The following is a 24,981-nucleotide window of genomic DNA, read 5'->3' as shown; positions in this document are numbered from 1 at the left end:
CGGGTGGAAAAACCGGCATCTCAGCGCCGCCGTCCTTCGGGACGGCGGCGCTTTGTCTTTCCCGGGGCCCGCGCCCTCAGCGCCGCGCGGCGCCGTCCCGGTACAGGTCGCGCAGCAGGGCCACCTCCGCCAGGTGGTGGATCATCTCCCGGTTGATGTGGAGCACCAGGGCCGACATCGGGTAGTCGGCGAAGGGCCCCTCGGCGGGGCCGACCGGGCGGGCGAGTTCCTCTCCGCTGAGGACCGACACGGCGCCGGTCCACTGCGTGTACAGCCCGTCCAGGCGCGCCAGGGCGGCGTCTGCCGTTTCCGGGTAGTCGAAGCTGCGGTAGGTGATCGGCTCCCCGCCGAAATGGGAGCCGACCCGCTCCCCCAGCACGCCGACGATCAGGTGGCTCAGCCGCCAGGCGATGGTGGTGACCGGCGCGGGATCCGGCGCCGGAACCGCATACTCGAGCACGAACCGCCCCGTGCCGGCGGCGATCGGCGCGCTCGACTCCTCCCGTGGACGAAGGCTCCAGCAGCCGGGAACGGGTTCCCAGAAATATTCGGCGTCGGTCAGTCCTTCGAGCCGCGGCCGCGCCTGGTTCTCCCAGTGCCACGAAAGCTGCTCGGACAGTTCCCCGGCGGTGCTCATTGGGCCTGCGCCTCCATCAGCTGGTAGATCCCGCGGACATCCCGCCTGCCCCAGAAGAGCAGCCAGCTCGCGAGGGTCTCCTCGTCCATGACCTCGAGCGTGCGGAAGATTTCGGCGGCGAACTCCACGGGCGCCCAGGATCCGGCGGTGACCATGCCGCGCTCGGCCACGGCGAGCTGCTCCCGGTACAGGGCGGAGCCCGAGTACCCCTCGTGGGCCGCGAGGGAGTCGGCGGTGTTGCCGGTGTGCGCGACGTCGTTCAGCAGCCCCGCGCCGGCCAGGGCGTCGACGGCGCCGCAGATCGCCGCCACCGGGGCGCCGCGGTCCTTCAGCCGTGCGGCGAGATCGAGCACGTCGGCGTTGGCGGCGGCGTCCTCCCAGCCGGTGCCACCGGGAAGGATCAGTGCGTCGATGCCGTCCCCGGTCAGGTCGGCGAGCGCCGTGTCCGGAATCACCGTCATGCCGCCCATTGTGCGGATCGGACCGCCGTCCGCCGAAGCGGTGGAGAGACTTACCTGCCGCTCCGGGCGCAGGAACTGTCCGCCGGAGAGTTCGGCTGACGCATAGCCGACCTCCCAGTCGGCCATTCCCTCCGGAAGGTACAGCAGGACGTTCAGTGGTGTGCCCATGGCGTCTCCTCTCGCTGGCGCCGGGCTGCGGGCCCGGCTGATCCTTGCATTGTCCCTCCACCCTAGGAATCGTTGCGGACAGCTTTTGTCCTTGGACGGAGGTAGTTTGGGTCCATGTTGGAAACCTCGGCCCGCCTCCTCCACCTCCTCTCCCTCCTGCAGATGCGCAGGGAGTGGACGGGCCCCGCCCTCGCCCAGCGCATGGAGGTGACCGAGCGGACGGTCCGCCGGGACATCGGCAAGCTGCGCACCCTGGGCTACCCCATCTCGGCGTCCCCGGGCATCGCCGGCGGCTACCAGCTCGGTGCGGGTGCGCAGCTCCCCCCGCTGCTGCTCGACGATGACGAGGCGCTCGCCGTGGCGATCGGCCTGACTGCCGTCACGGCGAGCCCCGTGGCCGGCGTGGGGGAAGCGTCGGTGCGGGCCCTGACCAAGCTGGAACAGGTGCTGCCCGCGCGGCTGCGGCCCCGGTTCTCGGGGCTGCGGTCGGCGGTGACCCGCATGGCCGCCCCCAGCACCCCGGTGGACCCTGCTGTGCTGACGGCGCTCTCTGCGGCAATCACCGAGCGGCGGATCGTCGCGTTCCGCTACGAGCGGCACGACGGCGAATCCGCCCGCCGCCTCGTCGAGCCGTACCGGCTTGTCGACACCGGGCGCCGCTGGTACCTGGTGGCATGGGACAGCGTCCGGGAGGACTGGCGGACGTTCCGGGTGGACCGGTGCCGGAGCATTCCCTCTCCCCGGGCGCGGTTCACCCCCCGGGCGCTCCCGGCGACGGACCTGGCGCGGTATGTGCAGAAATCGATTACGCGCTCCCCCTACAGTTACGACGCCGTCATCCGGCTCGCCGCGGGAATCCGGGAGATCGAACAGCGGATCCCGGCCGACATCGCGGAGCTGAGCAGCGACGGTCCGGACGCCACGATCCTGCGGGCGGGCTTCGACTCGATCGACTACCCCCTGATGCAGCTGGCCGCCCTCGACGTCGAGTTCGAGATTCTGGAGCCCGAGGCCATGAGGGTGCGCGCCGCCGAACTCGCAGGGCGCCTGCAGCGGGCGTCGGGGCGGGTGGGGACCGGCCCGGCCGGGTGAGGTTGATTGGGGGCGAGCTGCGCGGAGATCCATGGTCGTCGCGCCTGCCCAGTTTCTGCCCACTGATGGACCGCGATCAACGGGCAGACGTGCCCAGGGCGGCGTCAGCAGACGGTTCTGCCCACTGATCAGGCTCGATCAATGGGCAGACGTGCTCAGGGCGGCGTCAGCAGACGGTTCTGCCCACTGATCAGGCTCGATCAGCGGGCACACGTGCTCAGGACGGCGCCAACCGACGGTTCTGCCCACTGATTGGCCTCGGTCAGTGGGCATGTCTGGATATGCCCACTGATGAGGGCCCGTCAGCGGGCAGAAGTGCTCCAAGCAGCACTGGGCGGAAGTTCTGCCCACTGATGGACCGCGATCAACGGGCAGACGTGCCCAGGGCGGCGTCAGCAGACGGTTCTGCCCACTGATCAGGTTCAATCAATGGGCAGACGTGCTCAGGGCGGCGTCAGCAGACGGTTCTGCCCACTGATCAGGCTCGATCAATGGGCATGTCTGGATATGCCCACTGATGAGGGCCCGTCAGTGGGCAGACGTGCTCCAAGCAGCACTGGGCGGAAGTTCTGCCCACTGATGGACCTCGACCAGTGGGCAGATCGGTTGCCGGCGGCCCCGGGGACAGTCCTGCCCCTGAGGGACACAGCCCAGCAGGCGCGCTGCGATGCCCTGCCCCGAACTGCGCCCGCAACCCACGGCCCCTCCGGCGCCGGAGCACTAGACTGGGGTGCAACTATGGCACTGACAATTTCCTACCCCGCGGATCTTCCCGTCTCGGGCCGCCGCTCCGACATCATGGCGGCCATTGCCGCGAACCAGGTCACCATCATCGCGGGCGAGACCGGCTCGGGTAAGACAACCCAGATCCCCAAGATGTGCCTGGAGCTCGGGCTGGCAGAGCACGGGCTGATCGGCCACACCCAGCCCCGCCGCCTCGCGGCCCGCACGGTGGCCGAACGCATCGCCGAGGAACTCGACGTCCAGCTCGGCGAGGAGGTCGGCTTCCAGGTCCGGTTCACCGGCCAGGTGGGCCGCAGCACCAAGATCAAGATCATGACCGACGGCATCCTGCTGGCGGAGATCCAGCACGACCGCCTGCTGCGCAAATACAGCACGATCATCATCGACGAGGCCCACGAGCGCAGCCTCAACATCGATTTCATCCTCGGCTACCTCAAGCGCATCCTGCCCCAGCGCCCGGACCTCAAGGTCATCATCACCTCGGCCACCATCGACCCCGAGCGCTTCGCCCGGCACTTCGCCGCTGACGCCGCCGTGGCGGACACGGCGCCGGCTCCGATCATCGAGGTCTCCGGGCGGACCTTCCCGGTGGAGATCCGCTACCGGCCGCTGGATGCGCCCGTCGGCGAGAGCGACTCCGACGACGAGCTCGAGGAGGCCCGCGATCCGGTCGACGCCGTGTGCGACGCAGTCGACGAACTCTGCCGCGAGGCCCCCGGGGACATCCTCGTGTTCTTCTCGGGCGAGCGCGAGATCCGCGACGCGGCCGATGCCCTGCGGGCCCGGATCCAGAACAGCCAGCGCCTGCGCGGCACCGAGGTACTGCCGCTGTTCGCCCGCCTCTCCCTGCAGGAACAGCACCGGGTGTTCAGCGCCGGCGGCTCCAACCGGCGCATCGTGCTCGCCACGAACGTCGCCGAAACCTCCCTGACCGTGCCGGGCATCAAGTACGTCATCGACACCGGCACGGCCCGCATCTCCCGGTACTCCCACCGCACCAAGGTGCAGCGGCTGCCGATCGAACGCGTCTCCCAGGCCTCCGCCAACCAGCGCTCCGGGCGTTCGGGCCGTGTCTCCGACGGCATCGCGATCCGCCTCTACTCCGAGGAGGACTTCGAGTCCCGGCGCCCGTTCACCGAGCCCGAGATCCTGCGCACCAGCCTCGCCGCGGTGATCCTGCAGATGACCGCGCTGGGCGTCACAAAGAGTCCGCGCGACATCGCGGAGTTCCCGTTCGTCGAACCGCCCGACGCCAAGGCCATCACCGACGGTGTGGCGCTGCTGCGCGAACTCGGTGCACTGAACGACGACGGCGGACTCTCGGGCGTCGGGCGCAAGCTCGCCCAGCTCCCGGTCGATCCACGGCTGGGCCGCATGATCGTCGAGGCCGCGGGGCGCGGCTGCGCCAAGGAGGTCATGATCCTCGCGGCGGCCCTGACCATCCAGGACCCCCGCGAGCGGCCGTCCGCCGACCAGCCCGCCAAGCAGCAGAGCGCCGCCGAGAAGCACAAGCGCTTCCTCGACGAACACTCGGACTTCACCGGCTACCTGAACCTGTGGCGTTACCTCGAGGAGCAGCAGAAGGAACTGTCCTCCACCCAGTTCCGCCGGCTGTGCCGCAACGAGTTCATCAACTACCTGCGGGTCCGCGAATGGCAGGATCTCTTCGCGCAGCTGCGCCAGCTCGCCAAGCCCCTTGGCATCACCCTCGCCCCGGGCCCCATCGACCCGGTGGGCAACAGCGACGCCATCCACATCAGCCTGCTCGCCGGGCTGCTGAGCCACATCGGGCTCTACGACCAGCGCAAGCGCGAATACGCGGGCGCCCGGGGCACCCGCTTCGCCGTCTTCCCCGGCTCGGCCCTGTTCAAGAAGTCCCCCGACTGGGTGATGGCCGCCGAACTCGTCGAGACCTCCCGGCTCTGGGCGCGGGTCGCCGCCCGCTTCGACCCGCTGTGGGCCGAGCAGGTGGCGCCGCACCTGGTGAAGCGCAGCTACAGCGAACCCCACTGGTCGAGCCGCCAGGGCTCGGTCATGGCGTACGAGAAGGTCACCCTCTACGGAGTGCCCATCGTTCCGCAGCGGCGCATCAACTACGGCCGCGTCGACCGGGAAGTCGCCCGCGAGCTGTTCATCCGCCATGCCCTCGTGGAGGGCGACTGGAAGACCCATCACAAGTTCTTCCACCGCAACCAGGCCCGCCTGGCGGAGATCGAGGAGCTCGAGAACCGGCTGCGCCGCCGCGACCTGAGGGTCGACGACGAGACCCTGTTCGACTTCTACAACGCCCGGGTGGGCCGGGAGGTCGTCTCCGAACGCCACTTCGACTCCTGGTGGAAACAGGCCCGCCAGGCGGACCCCGATCTGCTCGACTTCGACCCCGAGGACCTGCTCGCCGAGGACGCCGAGGCACTCGACGACTCGGCCTTCCCCACCACGTGGCGCCAGGGCGGCTTCGAACTGCCCCTGACCTACGAATTCTCACCGGGCGCCCCCGGGGCGGCCGACGGCGTCACGGTGCGCATCCCCGTGCTGTTCCTCAACCAGCTGGAATCCGGGCCGTTCCGCTGGCAGATCCCGGGCCTGCGGGTCGAGCTCGTCACGGCGCTCATCAAGTCCCTGCCCAAGGGAATCCGCAAGAACTTCATTCCCGCCCCGGACGTTGCACGCTCCGCCGTCGCCGCGCTGGAGGCCGACTTCGACCCGGTGTCCGATGAACTCGAGGCCTCCCTCGAGCTCGTCCTGCGGCGCCTGAAGGGCCACATCATTCCGCCCGGTTCGTGGAACTGGTCGGTCCTGCCGCCGCATCTCTCCATGACCTTCCAGGTGGTGGACGCAAACGGGAAGGTCCTCGGCGAGGGCCAGGACCTCGACGCACTGAAGGCCTCCCTGGCCCCCGCCGTCAGCCGGGCGATCGCGGCCTCCCTGGGTGCGACGCCGTCAACCACCCGCCCCGCCGGTGGGAACACCGGCAGCGGCCGCGGCCCGCGGGCCGGGACCTCAACGTCGGCGCAGCCGGCGGCCTCCGGCGCACCGGGGCGCGGGCCCGCCGGCGCAACGCCGGGGCTGGCCGAGGTCACGGGGGCGACGGCGTGGACCTTCGGGACCGTCCCGCGCGAGGTCTCCCGCACCGTGGCCGGGCACCTCGTCACCGGCTACCCCGCGATCGTCGACGAAACCACCTCCGTGGGCCTGCGGGTCTTCCCCAACGCGTCCGAGCAGGCCGCGGCAATGCGTGCCGGCGTCATCCGGCTGCTGTCGCTGCGTGTCCCGAGCCCCGCCAAGTACGTCCTCGAGCACCTGAGCAACACCGAGAAGCTCACCTTCAGCCAGAATCCGCACGGGTCCGTCGCGGCCCTGATCGGCGACTGCACGCTGGCCGCCGTGGACAAGCTCGTCCCCGAGCAGCTGCCCTGGACCCAGAAGGAGTTCGACGCGCTCTACGAGCTCGTGCGGGCGGAGCTGATCGACACGGTGTTCACGGTGACGGCCACCGTCGAGAAGATCCTCGCGAGCCACCGCAGGATCTCGAAGCAGCTCAAGGGCACCACGAGCCTTGCGATGATCACCGCGCTCAACGACATCCGCAGCCAGCTCGAACACCTGGTGTACCCCGGGTTCGTCGCGAAGACCGGGTACACCCAGCTCAGCCACCTCCCCCGCTACCTGCGGGGCATCGAGATGCGCCTGGAGAAACTCTCCGCGAATGTCGCCCGCGACAATGCGGGCACCGCCGTCGTGCAGCGACTCGAGGACGAGTACGACGACGCGGTGGCGGCGCTGGCCGCGGGGTCGCGGAAGGTGCCGCCGGACCTGCGGCGGGTGCGGTGGATGCTTGAGGAGCTGCGGATCAGCCTGTTCGCCCAGGAACTGGGCACGGCGTACTCGGTTTCCGAGAAACGCATCCGGGCGGCCCTGGGCGAGGCGCTGGCCGCCTGAGCCGGGCGGGCGCTCCCGGCCTACCCGAGGTCCTCGGTGCTGAGCAGCCGGCGCCGGGCGCTGAGCAGGTCGAGTTCGGGGCGGGCCGCCACGAAACGCTCGATGGCGTCCAGCACGTCGACCGCGTGCCGCCGGTCGGCCGCCACCACGGAGGCGCCGATCCCGGCGCGCCGGTGCAGGTCGAGGCTCTCTACCTCCGCGGCGGCGACGTCGAACCTGCGCCGCAGGTCCGCCACGAGCGGGCGCACCACCGAGCGCTTGCCCTTCAGTGAATGGACGTCGCCGAGCAGCAGGTCGAATTCGATCGTGCCGATCCACATTTCGGCTCCTCGCGCCGGCCCGGGCGCTCGCGGACCGGGCGGAATGGACAGGGGCGGTTCAGGTCGACGGGACGGCGGTGTGGCCGGCCGAGCGCAGCGCCTTCCGCAGGGAATCCGCGGCGGCGTCGAGGGCGGCGGGATCCGGGTTGCGGTCCACATTGTGCACGTCGAAGTGCTCCGGGCCCTGCGCCGGCCAGACATGCACGTGCAGGTGGGGCACCTCGAAGCCCTCGAGCAGCACCCCCACCCGCTTGGCGCCGAACGCCTGCTCCTGGGCCTTGCCGATGGCCTGGGCCACGGCCATCACCCGGGTGAGCGTCTCCGCGTCCGCCTCGAGCCAGTGCGGAACCTCCCGCCGCGGCACCACCAGGGTGTGGCCGGGAGTGATCGGGGCGGCGGTGAGGAAGGCGACGACGTCGTCATCGGCCCAGACGAACCTGCCGGGGATCTCGCCGCGGATGATCCGGGTAAAAACTGTGCTCACAGGCTCTCCTTCGGCAGGGGCGCGCCGCGCTCCCGCGGCGGGAATCGCCCCGCGCAGCGGTGGGGGCGAGGGACGTCCGGGGGTCATGCCTCGACGCTACCGCCTGGGCGCCGTCCCGGCCAGCCGGGGACGGGACGGCGCCCGCCCCCGGCCGCTTCGGCCGTTCAGGCCCCGGTGGCCACCGGAAGGTCCCGCCGGGAGGACCACTGGGACCAGGAACCCGGATAGAGGGACGCGGAAAAGCCTGCGATCTCCAGGGCGGCGATCTCGTGCGCCGCCGTGATGCCGGAGCCGCAGTAGACGGCGACGCTGCCTGCCTCCGCCACTCCCAGTGAGGTGAAGCGCTCCCGCAGTTCGGCCGGGGAGCGGAAGGTCTTATCGTCCCGAAGGTTTTCCGTCGTGGGTGCGCTGAGCGCCCCGGGAATGTGTCCCGCCCTCGGATCGACGGGTTCGTGTTCACCCCGGAAACGTTCGGACGCCCGGGCGTCGAGCAGCAGCAGGTCCTCCCCCGCATCCCTGACCCCGTCGAGGTCGACCACCGGCATCATGCCGGCGGTGAGCTCCACCGAGCCCAGGCAGTGCTGTTCCTCGCCGCTCTCGAGCTCGAATCCCGCGGAGCGCCACGCGCCGAGCCCGCCGTCGAGCAGGTGCACCGAGCGCAGCCCGGCGTCCCTCAGGAGCCACCACAGGCGCGCCGCGGCGAGGTTGCCCGAGTCGTCGTAGGCGACGATGACGTCGTCGGGCCGGTTGATGCCCCACTGCCGTGCCGTCTCCTGGAACGCCTCGGGGTCCGGCAGCGGGTGCCGTCCAAGGGCCGGGACCGGACGGGAGCACAGCTGCTCCTCGAGGTCCACGTACATTGCCCCGGGGATGTGCGATGAGCGGTAATGCCCATGGCCGTGGGGATCGCCCAGGGCCCAGCGGACATCGAGCAGCACTGTCTGCAGCCCGGAGGTCATCCGGTCCCGCAGTGTCTGCACGTCCATCAGAGTCTTCATCAAGATCTCCTTAGAAAATTGAGCCGGCACCGGGCCGGTCCTGATGCACGCCAGTCCACCACAGGCACCGGGTGGACACCAGGTGCGCTTGTAGGCTGAGTTAATGATCACCTACAGGCCCTCCTCCGGCCGCGACTGGACCGCCGACGCCGTCCGGAAAATCGAGGCCGAGAACCGGCGGTCCGCCGACACCCACCTCTTCGCGGTGCCGCTCCCGCCCGAATGGCAGGTCTCGGTCTACCTCAAGGACGAATCGACGCACCGCACCGGGAGCCTCAAGCACCGGCTGGCCCGCTCGCTGTTCCTCTTCGGGCTCGTCAACGGGTGGATCACGGAGGGAACAACCCTCGTCGAGGCCTCCAGCGGGTCGACCGCCGTGTCCGAGGCCTACTTCGCCCAGCTGCTCGGCCTGCCGTTCATCGCGGTGATGCCCCGCACCACGAGCTGCGGGAAGATCGCGCTGATCGAGCAGTACGGCGGGACGTGCACCTTCGTCGAGGATGCCGCGGAGGTCTACGCGGCGGCCGAGCAGATCGCCGCGGAAACCGGCGGGCACTACCTCGACCAGTTCACCTACGCCGAGCGCGCCACCGACTGGCGGGGCAACAACAACATCGCCGAGTCGATCTTCGGCCAGCTGGCCCTCGAGGAGCACCCGGTGCCGGCGTGGATCGTCGTCGGCGCCGGCACCGGAGGGACCTCGGCCACGATCGGCAGGTACCTGCGCTACAACTGCCATGCGACCCGGCTGGCCGTCGTGGACCCGGAGAACTCGTCCTTCTACCCGGCCTGGGTCGACCCGTCGGCGCCGGGCACCGGCCGTGCGTCGCGGATCGAGGGAATCGGACGGCCGCGGCAGGAGCCGAGCTTCGTCCCCGGCGTCATCGACGCGATGATCCAGGTGCCCGACTCCGCCTCCGTGGCCGCCGCACGCCATCTCCGGCGCCTCACCGGGCTGCACGCGGGGCCCTCGACGGGAACGAACCTCTGGGGGGTATGGCAGCTCGCGGCGGCGCTGCGGGCCGAGGGGCGGCCCGGGAGCATCGTGTCGCTGATGTGCGATTCCGGGGACCGGTACACCCGGTCCTACGACGACGAGGGCTGGCTGCAGGACCGGGGGTTGGATCCGGCACCCTTCGAGGCGATCCTCGAGGAGTTCTTCGCCACCGGCCGCTGGCCGGAATGAGACGCGCCGCCGCAGCCGGCGGCCGCCACGGGATGGCGTCCTAGGGGCGCCATTCGCTGCGGTAGGCGGGGTGGCCGGCATACGGCAGGGCCAGGAGCCGGAGGAAGACGACGGCGTCGTCGCGGCCGTCCGGTGACTCCCGGGGCCAGTCGATGCTCAGGTAGTGGGCCACCATCCGGCGCTTTGACTCGCATTCGGCGAGCGCCCGGTCCAGCACCGGTACCGACTGCTGGTGCCACCAGGAGTGGACGTTCTCTTCGTCCTCCTCGATCCGCGCCAGGAGGAACTCGATGAGGTCGCTCATGCCCTCGACCCTACAGACCCTCCGACCGGCCGTCTCCCCGCAGCCGTCGGTAACGGAACGGCAACGGTCGGCCACTTTTCGGGGTATCGTCCCATCCGGAGCGCGGCGGCGGGCGAATAAGCGGTGGAAACCACAATTTCCCTCGCGTATTCACTTCAGGAGAAGATCCATGACAACAGCACAGCACTCGCGCACCACCTCGAAGACCGCCGTCCAAAAGGCCACCCTGGCCGTCGGCGCCGTCTTCCTTCTCGTTGGGCTCCTCGGCTTCGTTCCGGGCATCACCTCGCAGTACGACCAGCTCGCGCTCGCCGGGCACCACTCGGGGGCCCTGCTGCTGGGCCTGTTCCAGGTCTCGGTGCTTCACAACGTAGTCCACCTGCTCTTCGGCGTCGCGGGCGTCGTACTCGCCCGCAGTGCCTCGGGCGCACGCTCGTACCTGCTCTTCGGCGGCGTCATCTACCTGGTGCTCTGGATCTACGGCCTCGTCGTTGACCAGGAATCGGCAGGCAACTTCGTCCCCCTGAACGCGGCCGACAACTGGCTCCACCTGCTCCTCGGTGTCGGCATGATCGCCCTCGCCCTGGTGCTGGGCAGGAAGCGCGCAGCGCGCGTCTGACCCACCCCGGCCGTGGTCGGGTACCAGGCCCTGTCTGCTCCCGGTACCCGGCCACTCTGCGTTAAGCGGCGCCCCTGCCTGCCGGACGGGCAGGAAGACTGCAGGATCGGGGCCCTGCGGACTTTTGGCCCTGCCGTATCCGCCCGGTTGGGAGGATCATGGGGGGACGACGGCGCCACCGACCTCCGATGCGCCGGCGAGCCGATGCTGATGCATGAGGAGGCGCGATGAACCGCCACGAACCCACCGACCCGCAGCCGGGTGCCAACGGTGCCACCACGGTGTTCATCCTCGACGACCACGAACTGGTGCGGCGCGGTCTGCGCGACCTGCTTGAGGGCGAGGGGTTCGCCGTCCTCGGGGAGTCCGGATCGGCCGAGGAGGCCGCCCGCAGGATCCCTGCCCTGAGCCCCGACGTCTCGATCCTCGACGCCCGGCTGCCCGACGGCACCGGCATCGAAGTGTGCCGCAACGTCCGCTCCGTTGACGAGAGCCTCAGCTGCGTCATCCTGACGAGCTATGACGACGAGCAGGCACTGCGCGGCGCCGTGCTCGCCGGAGCCGCCGGATACATCCTCAAGGAGGTCCTGGGCACCGACCTGGTGCGCAAGGTGCGGCGGGCAGCCAGCGGGGAATCGCTGTTCGACGCCGAGGTCAAGGCGAGGATTTCCACGGGGCTCGCCGAAACCGCCGAGGAGGATCCGCGGTTTGACGCCCTGACGGCCCAGGAGCGCAAGGTGCTCCACTACATCGGCGAAGGGCTGACGAACAAGGAGATCGGCTCGACGATGTTCCTCGCCGAAAAAACGGTGAAGAACTACGTCTCCTCGCTGCTGGCCAAGCTCGGCTTTCAGCGCCGGACCCAGGCGGCGGTCTTCATCGCCACGGCCCGGGGCTGGCCCGAGGACTGACCCGGGAGCCCGCCGCCGTATCCGTGCGGAACACCGCAGGGCGGCGCCCGGCCCTGCGGAACTAGCGGCGTCCGCCCGGCACGGTGCGTGGTTCGAGCACCGTGAGCTGGCAGGGGGTTGCCGTGGGATCGACCGTGGCGGGCAGGCGCCGTGCGGCGGCGCTCGCGTGGAGCTCGGCCAGGGCATCGGCCCGCGCGAAGGCGCCCGTGAGGTCGACGGTGATGGGCATCCCCGGCAGCAGGCCGTTGGTGCGCCGGGCGATGCAGTACAGCGCGTACAGGTTGGCCGGGGTGAGGACGCCCCGGACGCAGATCCGCGCCGACGCAAGTTCCGGGTCCAGGCGCACGAGGATCCGCAGTTTCCGCGCTCCATTATTGGATGGGTGGTTTTCCATCGCCTGCCGTCGGGCCTGTGACGCCGGGTTCCCCTCCGGTGCGGGCCGGGGAGACCCGGCTTCCCTGCCGATACGTCCGCCGGGTGGGGTCGTGTATGCCATTGCCGTTCCTATTCCGGTTCGTGCGTGCGCAACGATCCTCTCCAAGGTTCGTTCGCGCACCGCCCGGAACTACAGGGGCGAAAGGCCCTAATTCGCCCTGACGGGCCTGCTCCGCCCCGTGGGCACGGGGAACGGAGCGCGGATCAGGTCAGGTCGGCAACAAGGGCCATCGACGCGCAGTCCCGGATCCCGTTGATCCCGTCGACCGTCGTTTCCTTATCCTCGTAGGGCTCACTGGTGATGAGGGTCGAGCCGTCCTCGCCGGTGAGCCGGAAGCGGAACTGTTCCTGGTCGTCGCGGAAGATTTCGAATCTGCCGGCCATCGCCGCCCCTTTGCGTCGCCCCTGTCCTTACCCTCCGAGGTTAACCACGGGCCCACGTCCGGGGGAAGGCCCGCACCGGCCCGGGATTCCTCCTTGACCTGCGGGGCGGGACGGGAACACCGGCGCCTACAGCTCCACGGCCTGCCCCGGCGAAAGGTGCTCGTAGCGGGATCCGGCCGAGCCCCCGAACCGGGCGAGCAGCGACTCCACGAGACCGATTCCGGCCCCGGTGAGCAGCGAGTCGTGGATGGGGTAGGCCTTCTCGGCCCGAACGGAGGCGATGAAGTCGATCACTTCGGCCGTCTTGGACCACGGCGCATGCACCGGGACCAGGAGTGTCTTCACCGGAACGGCGTCGGGCACGATGAAGGAATCCCCGGGATGGTAGACGGTGTCCTCAATGAGGTAACCGACATTGGCGATCATCGGTACGTGCGGGTGGATCAGCGCGTGCTGTCCGCCGAAGGTCCTCACCCTGAACCCCGCCGCGGTGAAGTCGGTGCCCGGTTCGCTGACGTGGACCCTGCCCTCGGCGCCGGGCCCCAGCCGCTCGCGGACCCGGGCGGCCGCGGCGGCCGGAGCCCACAGCGGGAGGCCCGGATCGGCCGCCATGACCGCGGCGACGCGGTCGACGTCCAGGTGGTCCGGGTGTTCATGGGTGATCAGCACGGCCAAGGCGCCTTGGAGGGCCTCCTCGACCTCCGAGAACGTGCCGGGGTCGATCACGAGGGCCGACCCGTCCTGCTCGAGCCGGACACAGGAGTGGGTGTACTTGGTGAGCCTCATAGCGCACAGGATACCCCCGGCCCCTCCTGATAATCTTGACCCAGGCCCCCCTTCCCTCCGCTGAAAGGCCCGTTATGCGATCCGAAGTGGAGCCCACGCGCAAGGGCTCGGAGCAGCGGGTGACCCGCCAGCGCCTCGCCGTCAGTGCCGCGCTGGACGAGCTTGAGGACTTCGTGAGCACCCAGGAACTCCACCGCGTCCTTCTCGCCCGGGGCGACTCGGTGTCCCTTCCCACCGTCTACCGGGTGCTGCAGTCAATGGCCGACGACGGCCTGGTGGATGTCCTGCGGCGCGGCGACGGGGAGGTCGTCTACCGGCGGTGCGCCGTTGAGCACCACCACCACCACCTGCTGTGCCGGAACTGCGGCCGGACCGTGGAGGTCGAGGCGCCGGCGGTTGAGCAGTGGGCGGTGCGGACGGCGGCGGCGCACGGGTTCACCGAGGCCGCCCACACCGTCGAGATCTTCGGGCTGTGCCCGGAGTGCACGGCGGCAAAAGCCACGCGCTGACGCCCGGACCGCCGGGGCGGGCCTAGGGTGCCGCCGCGCGGACGCGGGCCGGGCGGGCCTTGTTCCTCCGGTTCCCGGCGATCCTGCACGCGAGGTAGATCGCGAAGGAAATCGTTGTGACGTAGGGGCTGATCGGGATGCGACCGCCCAGGGCCAGCAGGATGCCGCCGACCACCGAGACGCAGGCGAAGGCCACGCTGAGGAGCACCACGAGCAGCGGGGTGGAGGTGACCTTCAGCGCCGCCGCGGCCGGGGTGATCAGCAGGGCGAGCACCAGCAGCGCCCCGACCACCTGAATCGAGAGCGCCACCGAGACCCCCAGCAGCACCATGAACAGGATCGATAGGCCCCGTACCGGCACTCCGCGGGCCTCGGCGAGGTCCGGGTCGGCGCTGGCGAAGGTCAGCGGACGCCAGATCAGGGCGAGGGCGGCCATCACCACGACGGCGCAGCCCACGAGCAGGTTCAGCTGCACGTTGTCGACTGAGACGATCTGCCCGGTCAGCAGCCCGAACTTGTTGGCCGCCCGCCCCTCGTACAGGGCGAGGAAGAGGATGCCCAGTCCCAGCCCGAAGGGCATCACGACGCCGATGATCGAGTTGCGGTCCCGTGCGCGGATCCCCATCACACCGAGCACCAGCGCAGCGAGCACCGATCCAAGGAGCGAACCGACGACCACGTTGGCCCCCACCAGCAGGGCGAAGGCGGCCCCGGCGAAGGACAGTTCGGCGATGCCGTGCACCGCGAAGGCGAGGTCCCGCATCATCACGAAGGTTCCGATCAGCCCGCCCAGCAGGCCCAACACCGCACCGGCCCAGATGGAGTTGCGCACCAGCGGCAGCAGTTCGGCGTAGTTCTCAAAGTTGAAGACAGCCTCCATGAAGGACTGGAAATCCATGTTCAGACCTCTCCCGCGGGATGGTGGTGGTGCGCCGCCGTACCGGGCAGCCCGACCACGATGATCCGCCCCTCGTGATGGAGGACCTCCACGGGGCTGCCGTAGAGGTCCGAGAGCACCTCGCTGGTCATGACCTCGTCCGGTGCTCCGACCCGGAAGCGGCCGCCGGCGAGATAAAGCACCCGGTCGACGTAGTCGATGATGGGGTTGATCTCGTGGGTGACGAAGACGACGGCGCTGTTCTTCTCATGGGACTGCCGGTTGATCAGCCCGCTCACCGCCTGCTGGTGGTGCAGGTCGAGGGAAAGCAGCGGTTCATCGCACAGCAGCACGCCCGGCTCGGTGGCCAGCGCCTGGGCGACGCGGAGGCGCTGCTGCTCCCCGCCGGAGAGCCTGCCGACGGGGGCGTCGGCGTACGATGACGAGCCGACCTCGGCGAGCAGGGCGTCGACCTTGTCCCGGTGGCTGCGGCCCCCGAACCGGAACCCCCAGCGGTGTCCGTCGACCCCGAGCCCCACGAGGTCCCGTGCGCGCAGCGGCGTGTCCGGGGCGAAGGGGCGCTGCTGGGGGATGTAGCCGATGTCCCGGTTGCCGCGCTGCAGCGGCCTCCCGCCGACCGTCGCCGTGCCGGATCCGAGGGCCTGCAGGCCCAGGAGCACCTTCAGGAAACTCGTCTTCCCCGAACCGTTCGGCCCGAGCACGGCGAAGAACTCCCCGGGATGGATGTCGAGGTCCAGCCCCTCCCACAGCACCCGCTCGCCGAAGGAGAGGCCTGCGTTGCGCAGGCTGACGACCGGCGCCTCCCGCCGCGGCCCTCCGGTGCCGGTTCCCGTACTCACCCGGCGTTCAGCGCCTCAAGGATGGCAGCGGCGTTGGCCTCCATCCAGGAGAGGTAGTCCTCGCCCTCGGGTAGGGTTTCGGTGAAGTTCACGACGGGCACGCCGGCCTCCGTCGCCGCGGTGAGGACCGACTGGGTCTGGGGGCCCTCGGTCTGTTCGTTGTAGGCGAGGAACTCGACCGACCCGGAGGCCAGCAGCTCCCGCATGCCGTTGAGCGCGCCGACGGGCACGTCGGAGCCCTCCTCGATCGCCTCGGCGTATTCGGGCAGGGTGGCGTCGGTGAGCCCGGCCTCCTTGAGGAGGTACACCGGCACCAGTTCGGTCGCGGCGAACGTCCCCTCCCCCTGGCCGGCGAGGCGCTCCTCGATGGCACCCAGCGATTCCTTGAACCGCCCGGCTCGTTCCTCGTAGTCGGCTGCGGAGGCCTCATCGACGGCGCCCAGCCGGTCGCTGAGCTCATCGGCGAGGGACTTCATCGCCTCCGGGCTGTACCAGACGTGCTCGTTGAACGCTCCGTGCCCATGCCCATCGTCCTCGGCGTGCTCTTCGGCGTGGGCGTCCTCCGCGGGAACACCCTCGAGGCCCGAGACGTCCACGGCGGTCACCACGCGGTCATGGTCGAGCCCCGTCTCGTCGGCCAGGCGGTGCAGGAACGGGTCGTACCCGCCGCCGTTCTCCACCACCAGGTCGGCCTTCGAGACGGCCAGCTTGTCCTGCACCGTCGCCTCGTAGGAATGCGGGTCCTGGCTCAGGCTGTCGACGATCGCCGTGACCTCGACCCTGTCGCCGCCGATCGCTTCGACGATGCTTCCGTACACGTTGGTGCCGGTGACCACCTGCAGCGGCGCGGTCCCGGCATCCGCGGTGTTCCCCGCGCCGGCGTTCCCTCCGCAGGCCGAAGCCGTCAGTGCCAGTGCGGCGAGTCCTGCCAGTGAAGCCGTGCGGCGCAGAGGTGCGCGGGACATACCTGCCTCGATCCACTCTAATGAGAATTGTTTACGTTAGCGGATCAAGTCTAGCCTAGATCGCCGGGCACCTGCCTACGGCCGCCGCTGCTGCACCGGGCTGCCGCTGTGCTCGGTCATCGCCTCGCCGAGCCGTCGGGCGCCCTGGTTCTGCGTCGCGTCCCGGATCTCCCCGACGAGTTGTTCGATCACGTCCTCGAGGAAGAGGACCCCCCGGGTTTCCCCGTGCGGACCGAGCACCCGCGCCAGGTGGGAGCCGGTCTTCTGCATCACGGTGAGGGCGTCCTCGATCTCATCGGAAAGACTGAGGTTGGCCAGGGTCCGCACCTTGTTCTCGGTGATGGGCTTCTGGTACAGCGCCTGCGGTATGGACATGATGTCCTTGAGGTGCATGTACCCGGTGAGGTTGTCGTTTTCGTCGACGAGGGCGAACCGGGAGAACCCGGTGCGCCCGACGGCCCGCTCGAACTCCTCGGGGGTGGCGTCGGTGCGGATGGTGACGAGTTCGTCAAGGGGCACCATCGTCGTCTCGGCGGTCTGTCCGGAGAACTCCAGGGCACTGGTGATCAGTCCGGAATCGTCGTCGACGAGGCCGTGCTTGGTCGACTCCTCGACCATGGACTGGACCTCCTCGAGCGTGTATGAGGAGGTCACCTCGTCCTTCGGCTCGATGCGCAGCGCCCGGAGGATCTGGTTCGCCGCCCAGTTCAGCGTTGAGATCACCGGGTGCACGATGCGGGCGATCATCACCAGCGGCGGCGCCAGGATCAGCGCCGCCCGGTCGGCGGCGGACACCGAGATGTTCTTGGGCACCATCTCACCGAAGGTGACGTGGAGGAAGGTCACGAACATCAGGGCGATGCCGAAAGCGACACCGTCGGCGACCCCTTCGGGAATCCCCACCGACTCCAGCGGCACCACGAGGAGGTGGTGGATGGCGGGCTCGGCGACCTGGAGGATGAGCAGGGAGCACACTGTGATGCCGAGCTGTGCGCAGGCGAGCATGAGCGAGACATGCTCCATGGCCCACAGCGTGGTGTGCGCGGGCTTGGACCCTGCGTCGGCACGCGGTTCGATCTGGCTCCGGCGTGCGGAGATGATCGCGAATTCGGCGCCCACGAAGAAGGCGTTGCCGATCAGCAGCACCACAAGCCAGGCGATGCCGGCCCAGTCGCTCATCGGGACCCTCCCTCGGGCAGGGCATGGGACCCGGTGCGCGCGGCGGGTTCCATCGAGGGGCCTGGCTCGAAGCGCACGCGGTCGATCCGGCGTCCGTCCATCCGCTCCACCTCGAGGGTGCCCCCGGGAACCGGGACCCGGTCCCCCACGGCGGCGATCCGGCCCAGTTCGGCCATCATGAAGCCTCCAACGGTCTCGTAGCCCGGATCGTCGGGCACGGTCAGCAGGGGAATCTGCTCGGTGACCTCGTCGGGGCGGAGCATGCCCGGGAAGTACCAGTTCCCGGAGGCGCTCTGCAGCACCCCCGGCTTGAGTTTGTCGTGCTCGTCGGCGACCTCGCCGACGATCTCCTCGACGAGGTCCTCAAGCGTCGCCACGCCCGCGGTTCCGCCGTACTCATCGAGCACCACGGCCAGCTGGAGGTTCGCGTCGCGGAGTTCCCGCAGGAGGGAGTCAAGGTGGACGGTCTCCGGGACCCGGAGCACCTCGGTCATGATGGTGCCCGCGGGCAGGCCGGCGCGGCGGTCGCGCGGCACCGCCACCGCCTTCTTGACGTGCACCACGCCCCGGATGTCGTCGGCCGACTCCCCAATCAGGGGAAAGCGCGAGTAACCGGTGCGCCGGGCCGCCTCGACGACGTCGGCCACGCTCTGTTCGGAGTCGATGGTCTCCATCCGGATCCGCGGCGTCATGACGTCGGCGGCCGTCCGGTCGGAGAAGCTGAAGGTGCGGGCGAGGAAGTTCGCGGTGCCCTGGTCGAGGGTTCCCATCTGGGCGGACCGGCGCACCAGCGAGGAAAGCTCGGCCGGCGAGCGCGCCCCCGAGATCTCCTCCTTGGCCTCGAGCCCGAACAGGTTGAGCACGCGGTTGGAGAAGCCGTTGAGCACGATGATGGCGGGCCGAAGGACCGCCGTGACCATCAGCTGCGGTCGGGCGAGGGCCCGGCCCACCCGGAAGGGCAGCGCAATCGACATGTTCTTGGGCACGAGTTCGCCCAGCAGCATCGAGAGCAGCGTCGCCAGGGCGATCGCGATGATCAGCGACGCCGAGGACGCCACCGCCTCCGACAGTCCCAGCGCGGCCAGCGGGGTCTCAAGCAGGCGCCCGACCGAGGGTTCCATGACGTAGCCGGTGAGCAGGGTGGTCAGCGTAATGCCGATCTGGCAGCTCGAGAGCTGCGTGGAGAGCGACTTCAGGCACCGCAGCAGCGGTTCGGCCTTCTTATCGCCGGCGTCGACCGCCCGCTGGACCGAGGTCTGGTCAAGGGCGACGAGGGCGAACTCGACGGCGACGAAGAAGCCGGTGCCGAGGATCAGCAGGAAGCCCGCCGCTAGATAGAGCCACTCCATCGGGGGTTCACCGCCCGGCCGGGGACGGCAGCAGAAGGAGGGTGATGGGCATTAAGTCGGGGTCTGCCGGCGTCGGACGAAGCCGAGCGGGCGCGTCCACGGTTCCGTGGCGCCTGCTGCTTCGTCGGCCGGCCCCTAGAGGAGCTGTCCATAAGGGCTTCAGTTTACCCCAGGCTCCCCGGGCGGGAAACGAACTCCCCGCCCGGGGCGGGCCTGCTACCAGCTCTGCTGGAGCGGGCGGCCCTCCTCGTAGCCTGCGGCGGACTGGATCCCGACGACGGCGCGGTCGCGGAACTCCTCGAGGGAGCGGGCCCCGGCGTAGGTCATGGAGCTGCGCACGCCGGCGGTGATCATGTCAAGGAGGTCCTCGACGCCGGGGCGCTCGGGGTCCAGGTACATCTTGGAGGTGGAGATCCCCTCCTCGAACAGGCCCTTGCGCGCCCGGGCGAAGATGTCCTCGCGCTGGGTGCGGTTCTGCACCGCCCGGGCCGAGGCCATGCCGAAGCTCTCCTTGTACCGGCGGCCCTCGCCGTCGGTGTGCAGGTCCCCGGGGCTCTCGTAGGTGCCGGCGAACCAGGACCCGATCATGACCGAGCTGGCGCCGGCGGCCAGGGCCAGGGCCACATCGCGGGGGTAGCGCACCCCGCCGTCGGCCCATACGTGGGCCCCGAGCTCCCGCGCGGCCTGGGCGCACTCGTGGACGGCGGAGAACTGCGGACGTCCCACAGCGGTCATCATGCGCGTGGTGCACATGGCGCCGGGGCCCACGCCGACCTTGACGATGTTCGCCCCGGCCTCCACCAGGTCCCGGACCCCGTCGGCGCTGACGACGTTCCCGGCGACGATCGGTACCTGCGGGTCGAGCCCGCGCACCACCTTCAGCGCGTCGAGCATCTTGCGCTGGTGTCCGTGGGCGGTATCCACGACCAGGACATCGACGCCGGCCTCGAGCAGGGCCGAGGCCTTGGCCTCCACGTCGCCGTTGATTCCAACCGCCGCGGCCACCTTCAGCGCGCCGTTGGCGTCAACCGCCGGAGCGTAGATGGTCGAGCGCAGGGCCCCGGCCCGGGTGATCACGCCCTGCACGATGCCGTCCCGGGTCACCGGGGCCAGCGGGGTGCCCCCGCGCTCGAGCTCCTCGAACACCGCCTGCAGTCCGGCCGCGGGGTCGGCATCGAAGCGCGCGGCGTCGATGGGCGCCGGCCGCAGCCGCATCACCGACTCCAGGGAGGCGAATCGGTCCACGCCCTCCCAGTCCGAGGCCCGCACGATGCCCACGTAGCGGTCCTCGTCGTCGACGACCACGACGGCCCCGTGCGCACGCTTGTTGACCAGGTGCAGGGCGTCGATCACCGTATTGCCCGGACGCAGCTTCAGCGGGGTCTCGAAGACCGTGTGCCGGCTCTTGACCCAGGCCGCGACCTCGGCGATGACCTCCACCGGGACGTCCTGCGGGAGCACCCCGAGCCCGCCGCGGCGCGCCACGGTCTCGACCATGCGGCGGCCCGTCACCGCCGTCATGTTGGCCACCACGAGCGGAATCGTCGAGCCCGTCCCGTCGGTGCTGGAGAGGTCGACGTCGAACCGCGAGATGACCTCCGAGGCGGAGGGTACGAGGAACACGTCGGAGTAGGTCAGGTCGGTGGTCGGCTGGTTGATGAATCGCATTATTTCTCCCGAAATCGAGTACCTACCGAGTTTAGTCGCCCGCGCGGACGCACGCCGTACCACCTCCTGCCGTTGATTGGCCTGTTGGTTGTTCGTGTTACTAGACTGGAGAAAGGTCTAACCACCGTCCAGGACGTCCGCGATGATGGACTTCCCCGCGCTCAGGGCTACTTACGGAAGAGGCGTATACCAAGTGCCAGAACAAACCAGCCACCGTCTACCTGAAGAGTTCGGCGGAAATGAGTGGCTTGTTGACGAACTTTACGAACAGTTCCAGAACGACCGGAACTCAGTGGACCGGAAGTGGTGGGATCTCTTCGATTCCTTCGATGCGGAAAATCAGCCCAAAGAGAACGGCGGGGGCAACGGAGCCGCTGCCGCAGGACCCAAGGCACCCGCCGCCGAGGCGGCACCCGCACCCGGCAAGGCGCCGGTCGTGAAGACCGAGGCCGCCGCCCCCAAGGCCTCGGGCGAATCGCCCGCCTCCACCCAGCAGTCCGGAAAGCCCCCCGTGGCCAAGGAGCCGGCGAAGGAGCCGGCCGCCAGGCCCGCCGCGGAGAAGGCGCCCGAACCCGCCAAGCCCGCCGGTCCGCCCATCCCGGCCCAGCTGCCCGAGACGGCCCGCAACACCGAGATGGACGAGGACACGGTCAACGTGCTGCGCGGGCCGGCGAAGGCCATCGCCACGAACATGGACGCAAGCCTCACCGTCCCCACCGCGACCAGCGTGCGCGCCATCCCCGCCAAGCTGCTCATCGACAACCGCGTCGTGATCAACAACCACCTCGCCCGTGCCCGCGGCGGCAAGGTGTCCTTCACGCACATCATCGGCTACGCCATCGTGCGGGCCCTTGCGCAGTTCCCCTCCCAGAACGTCTACTACGACGTCATCGACGGCAAGCCCTCGGCGGTGCAGCCGGCCCACGTGAACTTCGGCCTGGCCATCGACATGCCCAAGCCCGACGGCACCCGCCTGCTGGTGGTGCCGAACATCAAGAAGGCCGAGAACATGAACTTCTCGGAGTTCTGGCGCGCCTACGAGGACCTCGTGAAGAAGGCCCGCGGCGGCAAGCTCGGTGCCGACGACTACGCCGGGACGACCGTCTCCCTCACCAACCCGGGCGGCATCGGCACCGTCCATTCGGTGCCCCGCCTCTCCAAGGGCCAGGCGTGCATCATCGGCGCCGGCGCCCTCGAGTACCCGGCGGAGTTCCAGGGTGCCAGCGAGAAGACCCTCGCCCAGCACGCCATTTCGAAGACCATCACCCTGACCTCGACCTACGACCACCGCGTCATCCAGGGTGCCGGCAGCGGCGAGTTCCTGCGGATCATCCACCAGCTCCTGCTGGGCGAGCAGGGCTTCTACGACGAGATTTTCGAGTCGCTGCGCATCCCGTACGAGCCGGTCCGCTGGAGCGCCGACATCCAGGTCGACCCGATGGACGAGATCAACAAGGTCGCCCGGATCCAGCAGCTCATCCACGCCTACCGCGTACGCGGGCACCTGATGGCCGACACCAACCCGCTCGAATACGTCCAGCGCAAGCACGCGGACCTCGACGTGCGCACCCACGGCCTGACCCTGTGGGACCTCGACCGGGAGTGGCCGACCGGCGGCTTCGGCGGCAAGCCGACGCTGAAGTTCCGCGACATGCTCGGCGTGCTCCGCGACGCCTACTGCCGCACCACGGGCATCGAGTACATGCACATCCAGGACCCGGAGGAGCGCCAGTGGTTCCAGGACGAGCTTGAGCACCCCTACTCCAAGCCCAGCCGCGAGGAACAGCTGCGCATCCTGCACAAGCTGAACTCCGCCGAGGCGTTCGAGACCTTCCTGCAGACCAAGTTCGTCGGCCAGAAGCGCTTCTCGCTGGAGGGCGGCGAATCCCTGATCCCGCTGCTCGACGCCATCATCTCCGGTGCCGCCGACGACGGACTCGACGAGGTGGCCGTCGGCATGGCCCACCGCGGCCGGCTGAACGTGCTGACGAACATCGCCGGGAAGACCTACGCGCAGGTGTTCCGCGAGTTCGAGGGCACCCAGGACCCGCGCTCGGTGCAGGGCTCCGGGGACGTGAAGTACCACCTCGGCACCGAGGGAACCTTCACCTCCGACGCCGGCAACACCACCCGGGTCTACCTGGCGGCGAACCCCTCGCACCTGGAGGCCGTCGACCCGGTGCTCGAGGGCATCGTGCGGGCCAAGCAGGACCGCCTGGACCAGGGCGAGGCGTTCCCCGTGCTGCCGATCCTCATCCACGGCGATGCGGCCTTCGCCGGCCAGGGCGTGGTGGCGGAGACGCTGAACCTCTCGCAGCTGCGCGGCTACCGCACCGGCGGCACCATCCACGTCATCGTCAACAACCAGGTCGGCTTCACCACCTCCCCGACGTCGTCGCGGTCCTCGGTGTACTCGACCGACGTCGCCAAGATGGTCCAGGCGCCGATCTTCCACGTCAACGGCGACGACCCCGAGGCCGTCGTCAGGGTGGCGCAGCTCGCCTACCAGTTCCGCCAGCGGTTCAACAAGGACGTCGTCATCGACATGGTGTGCTACCGCCGGCGCGGGCACAACGAGGGCGACGACCCCTCGATGACCCAGCCGATGATGTACAACCTCATCGAGGCCAAGCGCTCGGTCCGCAAGCTGTACACCGAGGCCCTCATCGGCCGCGGGGACATCACCGAGGAAGAGGCCGAGCAGGCGCTGCGCGACTACCAGGAACGACTGGAGCGCGTCTTCGCCGAGACCCACGCGGCACAGACCTCCCCGATGCCCGTCGTCACGCAGGACCCGGCGGCCGTGTCGAACCTCGAGCGGCCCTCCGCGCAGCAGTCCGACGGCGAGGACCCCGCCCCCAAGGCGACGGCCATCTCCGCCGAAGTCCTCGCCCACATCGGCAAGGCCCACATCAGCATCCCCGAGGGCTTCACCGTCCACCCCAAGCTCAAGGCCCTCCTGGAGCGCCGCGAGCAGATGTCCCGCGAAGGCGGCATCGACTGGGGCTTCGGCGAGATGGCGGCCCTCGGCTCGTTGCTGATGGAGGGTGTCCCTGTCCGCCTGGCGGGCCAGGACACCCGCCGCGGCACCTTCGTGCAGCGCCACGCGGTGTTCCACGACCGGGCCAACGGCACCGAGTGGCTGCCGCTGGAGAAGCTCAGCGAGGACCAGGCGAAGTTCTGGATCTACGACTCCCTGCTGTCGGAATACGCCGCCATGGGCTTCGAGTACGGCTACTCCGTGGAGCGTCCCGACGCGCTGGTGATCTGGGAGGCCCAGTTCGGCGACTTCGTCAACGGTGCGCAGACGATCATCGACGAGTTCATCAGTTCCGCCGAGCAGAAGTGGGGCCAGCGGTCCTCGCTCGTGCTCATGCTGCCGCACGGCTACGAGGGCCAGGGCCCCGACCACTCCTCGGCACGCATCGAGCGGTTCCTGCAGATGTGCGCCGAAGAGAACATGTTCGTCGCCGCCCCGAGCAGCGCGGCCTCGCACTTCCACCTGCTGCGCCAGCACGCCTACCGGCGCCCGCGCAAGCCGCTGATCATCTTCACGCCCAAGCAGCTGCTGCGCCTGAAGGCGGCGGCCAGCTCGGTCGAGGACTTCACGCAGGGCAGCTTCCAGCCCGTCATCCCCGACACGCTGGAAACCCCCGGCGCCGAGGTGGAGCGGGTCATCCTGGTCTCCGGGCGGCTGTACTACGATCTGCTCTCGGCCCGCCAGAAGGCCGACGACAGGAAGACCGCGATCGTGCGCGTCGAGCAGCTCTACCCGCTGCCGCTGGACGAGATCAAGCAGGCGCTGGCGTCATACCCCAACGCCGACGTCGTCTGGGCGCAGGACGAACCGGCCAACCAGGGCCCGTGGCCGTTTATCGGGCTGAACCTGCCCCAGCACATCGAGGGCGGCGTCGAACTCGCGTCGCGGCCGGCCTCGGCCTCGACCGCCACCGGCTCCGCCAAGAAGCACGCGGTGGAGCAGGAAATCCTCGTCCGAAAGGCTTTCGGAAGAAAGTAACCGGCCAATCAGTATGATGTTGGGTGGGGCCCCGTGCCCCACCCAACGCATTTAAGGCTTCACCCAAGTTCCGCACGGCGCAATTTCC

General features: G+C 69.5%; 22 protein-coding genes. 7 read left to right on the top strand and 15 right to left on the bottom strand.

What is annotated here, in order from left to right:
• Window positions 1-76: 76 nt before the first annotated feature.
• Together ACX80W_RS05495 and ACX80W_RS05490 are read right to left on the bottom strand one after the other, a co-directional pair.
• Complete coding sequence (locus ACX80W_RS05495) at window positions 77-637, bottom strand: DinB family protein (protein WP_459281163.1); 561 nt, start codon at window positions 635-637, stop codon at window positions 77-79.
• Window positions 634-1,266 carry a DJ-1/PfpI family protein gene (locus ACX80W_RS05490; RefSeq protein ID WP_459281161.1) on the bottom strand — a complete coding sequence of 211 codons (633 nt, stop codon included), beginning with the start codon at window positions 1,264-1,266 and terminating at the stop codon, window positions 634-636. Before ACX80W_RS05490 ends, ACX80W_RS05495 begins: the two co-directional genes overlap by 4 nt.
• A 114-nt stretch (window positions 1,267-1,380) precedes the next feature.
• On the opposite strand from ACX80W_RS05490, the gene ACX80W_RS05485 reads away from it, so the two are divergent.
• On the top strand, window positions 1,381-2,358 hold the full coding sequence (locus ACX80W_RS05485) for a helix-turn-helix transcriptional regulator (RefSeq protein ID WP_459281159.1): 978 nt from the start codon (window positions 1,381-1,383) through the stop codon (window positions 2,356-2,358).
• Between the two features lie 738 nt (window positions 2,359-3,096).
• Window positions 3,097-7,041, top strand: coding sequence for an ATP-dependent RNA helicase HrpA (gene hrpA / locus ACX80W_RS05480; RefSeq protein ID WP_459281157.1), 3,945 nt, complete (start codon window positions 3,097-3,099; stop codon window positions 7,039-7,041).
• A 20-nt stretch (window positions 7,042-7,061) separates the two neighbouring features.
• Here hrpA and ACX80W_RS05475 read toward each other — a convergent pair whose 3' ends face one another.
• The 3 genes from ACX80W_RS05475 to ACX80W_RS05465 form a co-directional block, all read right to left on the bottom strand.
• Window positions 7,062-7,361, bottom strand: a complete 300-nt coding sequence (locus ACX80W_RS05475) for a DUF503 domain-containing protein (RefSeq protein ID WP_459281155.1) — start codon at window positions 7,359-7,361, stop codon at window positions 7,062-7,064.
• A 58-nt stretch (window positions 7,362-7,419) separates the two neighbouring features.
• Window positions 7,420-7,845, bottom strand: coding sequence for an HIT family protein (locus ACX80W_RS05470; RefSeq protein ID WP_459281153.1), 426 nt, complete (start codon window positions 7,843-7,845; stop codon window positions 7,420-7,422).
• Between the two features lie 164 nt (window positions 7,846-8,009).
• Window positions 8,010-8,843 carry a sulfurtransferase gene (locus ACX80W_RS05465; protein ID WP_459281151.1) on the bottom strand — a complete coding sequence of 278 codons (834 nt, stop codon included), beginning with the start codon at window positions 8,841-8,843 and terminating at the stop codon, window positions 8,010-8,012.
• A 103-nt stretch (window positions 8,844-8,946) separates the two neighbouring features.
• Between ACX80W_RS05465 and ACX80W_RS05460 the strand changes: the two genes are divergently transcribed.
• A complete protein-coding gene (locus tag ACX80W_RS05460) occupies window positions 8,947-10,029 on the top strand; it encodes a PLP-dependent cysteine synthase family protein (protein ID WP_459281149.1) in 1,083 nt (360 codons plus the stop codon).
• Between the two features lie 40 nt (window positions 10,030-10,069).
• Here the strand turns inward: ACX80W_RS05460 and ACX80W_RS05455 are convergent, their stop codons facing one another.
• Window positions 10,070-10,333 carry a DUF6221 family protein gene (locus ACX80W_RS05455; RefSeq protein ID WP_459281147.1) on the bottom strand — a complete coding sequence of 88 codons (264 nt, stop codon included), beginning with the start codon at window positions 10,331-10,333 and terminating at the stop codon, window positions 10,070-10,072.
• A 169-nt stretch (window positions 10,334-10,502) separates the two neighbouring features.
• Here ACX80W_RS05455 and ACX80W_RS05450 point away from each other — a divergent pair, with 169 nt between their 5' ends.
• A complete protein-coding gene (locus ACX80W_RS05450) occupies window positions 10,503-10,952 on the top strand; it encodes a DUF4383 domain-containing protein (RefSeq protein ID WP_459281145.1) in 450 nt (149 codons plus the stop codon).
• Window positions 10,953-11,179: 227 nt separating this feature from the next.
• The gene (locus tag ACX80W_RS05445) at window positions 11,180-11,863 is read left to right on the top strand and encodes a response regulator (protein ID WP_459281143.1); all 684 of its coding nucleotides are present in this window, start codon (window positions 11,180-11,182) and stop codon (window positions 11,861-11,863) included.
• Window positions 11,864-11,924: 61 nt separating this feature from the next.
• On the opposite strand, the gene ACX80W_RS05440 is transcribed toward ACX80W_RS05445, so the two are convergent.
• The 3 genes from ACX80W_RS05440 to ACX80W_RS05430 all read right to left on the bottom strand — a co-directional run bounded on the left by ACX80W_RS05440 (window position 11,925) and on the right by ACX80W_RS05430 (window position 13,468).
• Window positions 11,925-12,359, bottom strand: a complete 435-nt coding sequence (locus ACX80W_RS05440) for a hypothetical protein (RefSeq protein WP_459281141.1) — start codon at window positions 12,357-12,359, stop codon at window positions 11,925-11,927.
• A gap of 143 nt (window positions 12,360-12,502) precedes the next feature.
• On the bottom strand, window positions 12,503-12,682 hold the full coding sequence (locus ACX80W_RS05435) for a YegP family protein (RefSeq protein ID WP_459281139.1): 180 nt from the start codon (window positions 12,680-12,682) through the stop codon (window positions 12,503-12,505).
• 126 nt (window positions 12,683-12,808) lie between these two features.
• Entirely contained in the window at window positions 12,809-13,468 is a 660-nt protein-coding gene (locus ACX80W_RS05430) for an MBL fold metallo-hydrolase (RefSeq protein WP_459281137.1), read from the bottom strand.
• A 74-nt stretch (window positions 13,469-13,542) separates the two neighbouring features.
• On the opposite strand from ACX80W_RS05430, the gene ACX80W_RS05425 reads away from it, so the two are divergent.
• A complete protein-coding gene (locus ACX80W_RS05425) occupies window positions 13,543-13,977 on the top strand; it encodes a Fur family transcriptional regulator (protein WP_459281135.1) in 435 nt (144 codons plus the stop codon).
• A 22-nt stretch (window positions 13,978-13,999) separates the two neighbouring features.
• On the opposite strand, the gene ACX80W_RS05420 is transcribed toward ACX80W_RS05425, so the two are convergent.
• The 6 genes from ACX80W_RS05420 to guaB1 all read right to left on the bottom strand — a co-directional run bounded on the left by ACX80W_RS05420 (window position 14,000) and on the right by guaB1 (window position 20,875).
• On the bottom strand, window positions 14,000-14,875 hold the full coding sequence (locus ACX80W_RS05420; protein WP_459281134.1) for a metal ABC transporter permease: 876 nt from the start codon (window positions 14,873-14,875) through the stop codon (window positions 14,000-14,002).
• Window positions 14,876-14,877: 2 nt separating this feature from the next.
• Window positions 14,878-15,714 carry a metal ABC transporter ATP-binding protein gene (locus ACX80W_RS05415; RefSeq protein WP_459281132.1) on the bottom strand — a complete coding sequence of 279 codons (837 nt, stop codon included), beginning with the start codon at window positions 15,712-15,714 and terminating at the stop codon, window positions 14,878-14,880.
• Window positions 15,711-16,679, bottom strand: coding sequence for a metal ABC transporter solute-binding protein, Zn/Mn family (locus ACX80W_RS05410; protein WP_459281130.1), 969 nt, complete (start codon window positions 16,677-16,679; stop codon window positions 15,711-15,713). The genes ACX80W_RS05415 and ACX80W_RS05410 overlap by 4 nt, the downstream gene beginning before the upstream one ends.
• 75 nt (window positions 16,680-16,754) lie before the next feature.
• Window positions 16,755-17,858, bottom strand: a complete 1,104-nt coding sequence (locus ACX80W_RS05405; protein WP_459281129.1) for a hemolysin family protein — start codon at window positions 17,856-17,858, stop codon at window positions 16,755-16,757.
• Window positions 17,855-19,207: a hemolysin family protein gene (locus tag ACX80W_RS05400; RefSeq protein WP_459281127.1), complete on the bottom strand. Its 1,353-nt coding sequence runs from the start codon at window positions 19,205-19,207 to the stop codon at window positions 17,855-17,857. The genes ACX80W_RS05405 and ACX80W_RS05400 overlap by 4 nt, the downstream gene beginning before the upstream one ends.
• A 216-nt stretch (window positions 19,208-19,423) precedes the next feature.
• Complete coding sequence (gene guaB1 / locus ACX80W_RS05395) at window positions 19,424-20,875, bottom strand: GMP reductase (protein WP_459281125.1); 1,452 nt, start codon at window positions 20,873-20,875, stop codon at window positions 19,424-19,426.
• Window positions 20,876-21,068: 193 nt separating this feature from the next.
• Here guaB1 and ACX80W_RS05390 point away from each other — a divergent pair, with 193 nt between their 5' ends.
• Window positions 21,069-24,893 (top strand): multifunctional oxoglutarate decarboxylase/oxoglutarate dehydrogenase thiamine pyrophosphate-binding subunit/dihydrolipoyllysine-residue succinyltransferase subunit, encoded by a 3,825-nt coding sequence (locus ACX80W_RS05390; RefSeq protein ID WP_459281123.1) that lies wholly within the window; start codon window positions 21,069-21,071, stop codon window positions 24,891-24,893.
• Window positions 24,894-24,981 lie beyond the last annotated feature (88 nt).

The sequence above is a fragment of the Arthrobacter melezitosi genome, assembly GCF_054511055.1.
Note: the sequence above shows the minus strand (reverse complement) of the source record. Positions and strands in the feature narration are given on the sequence as shown.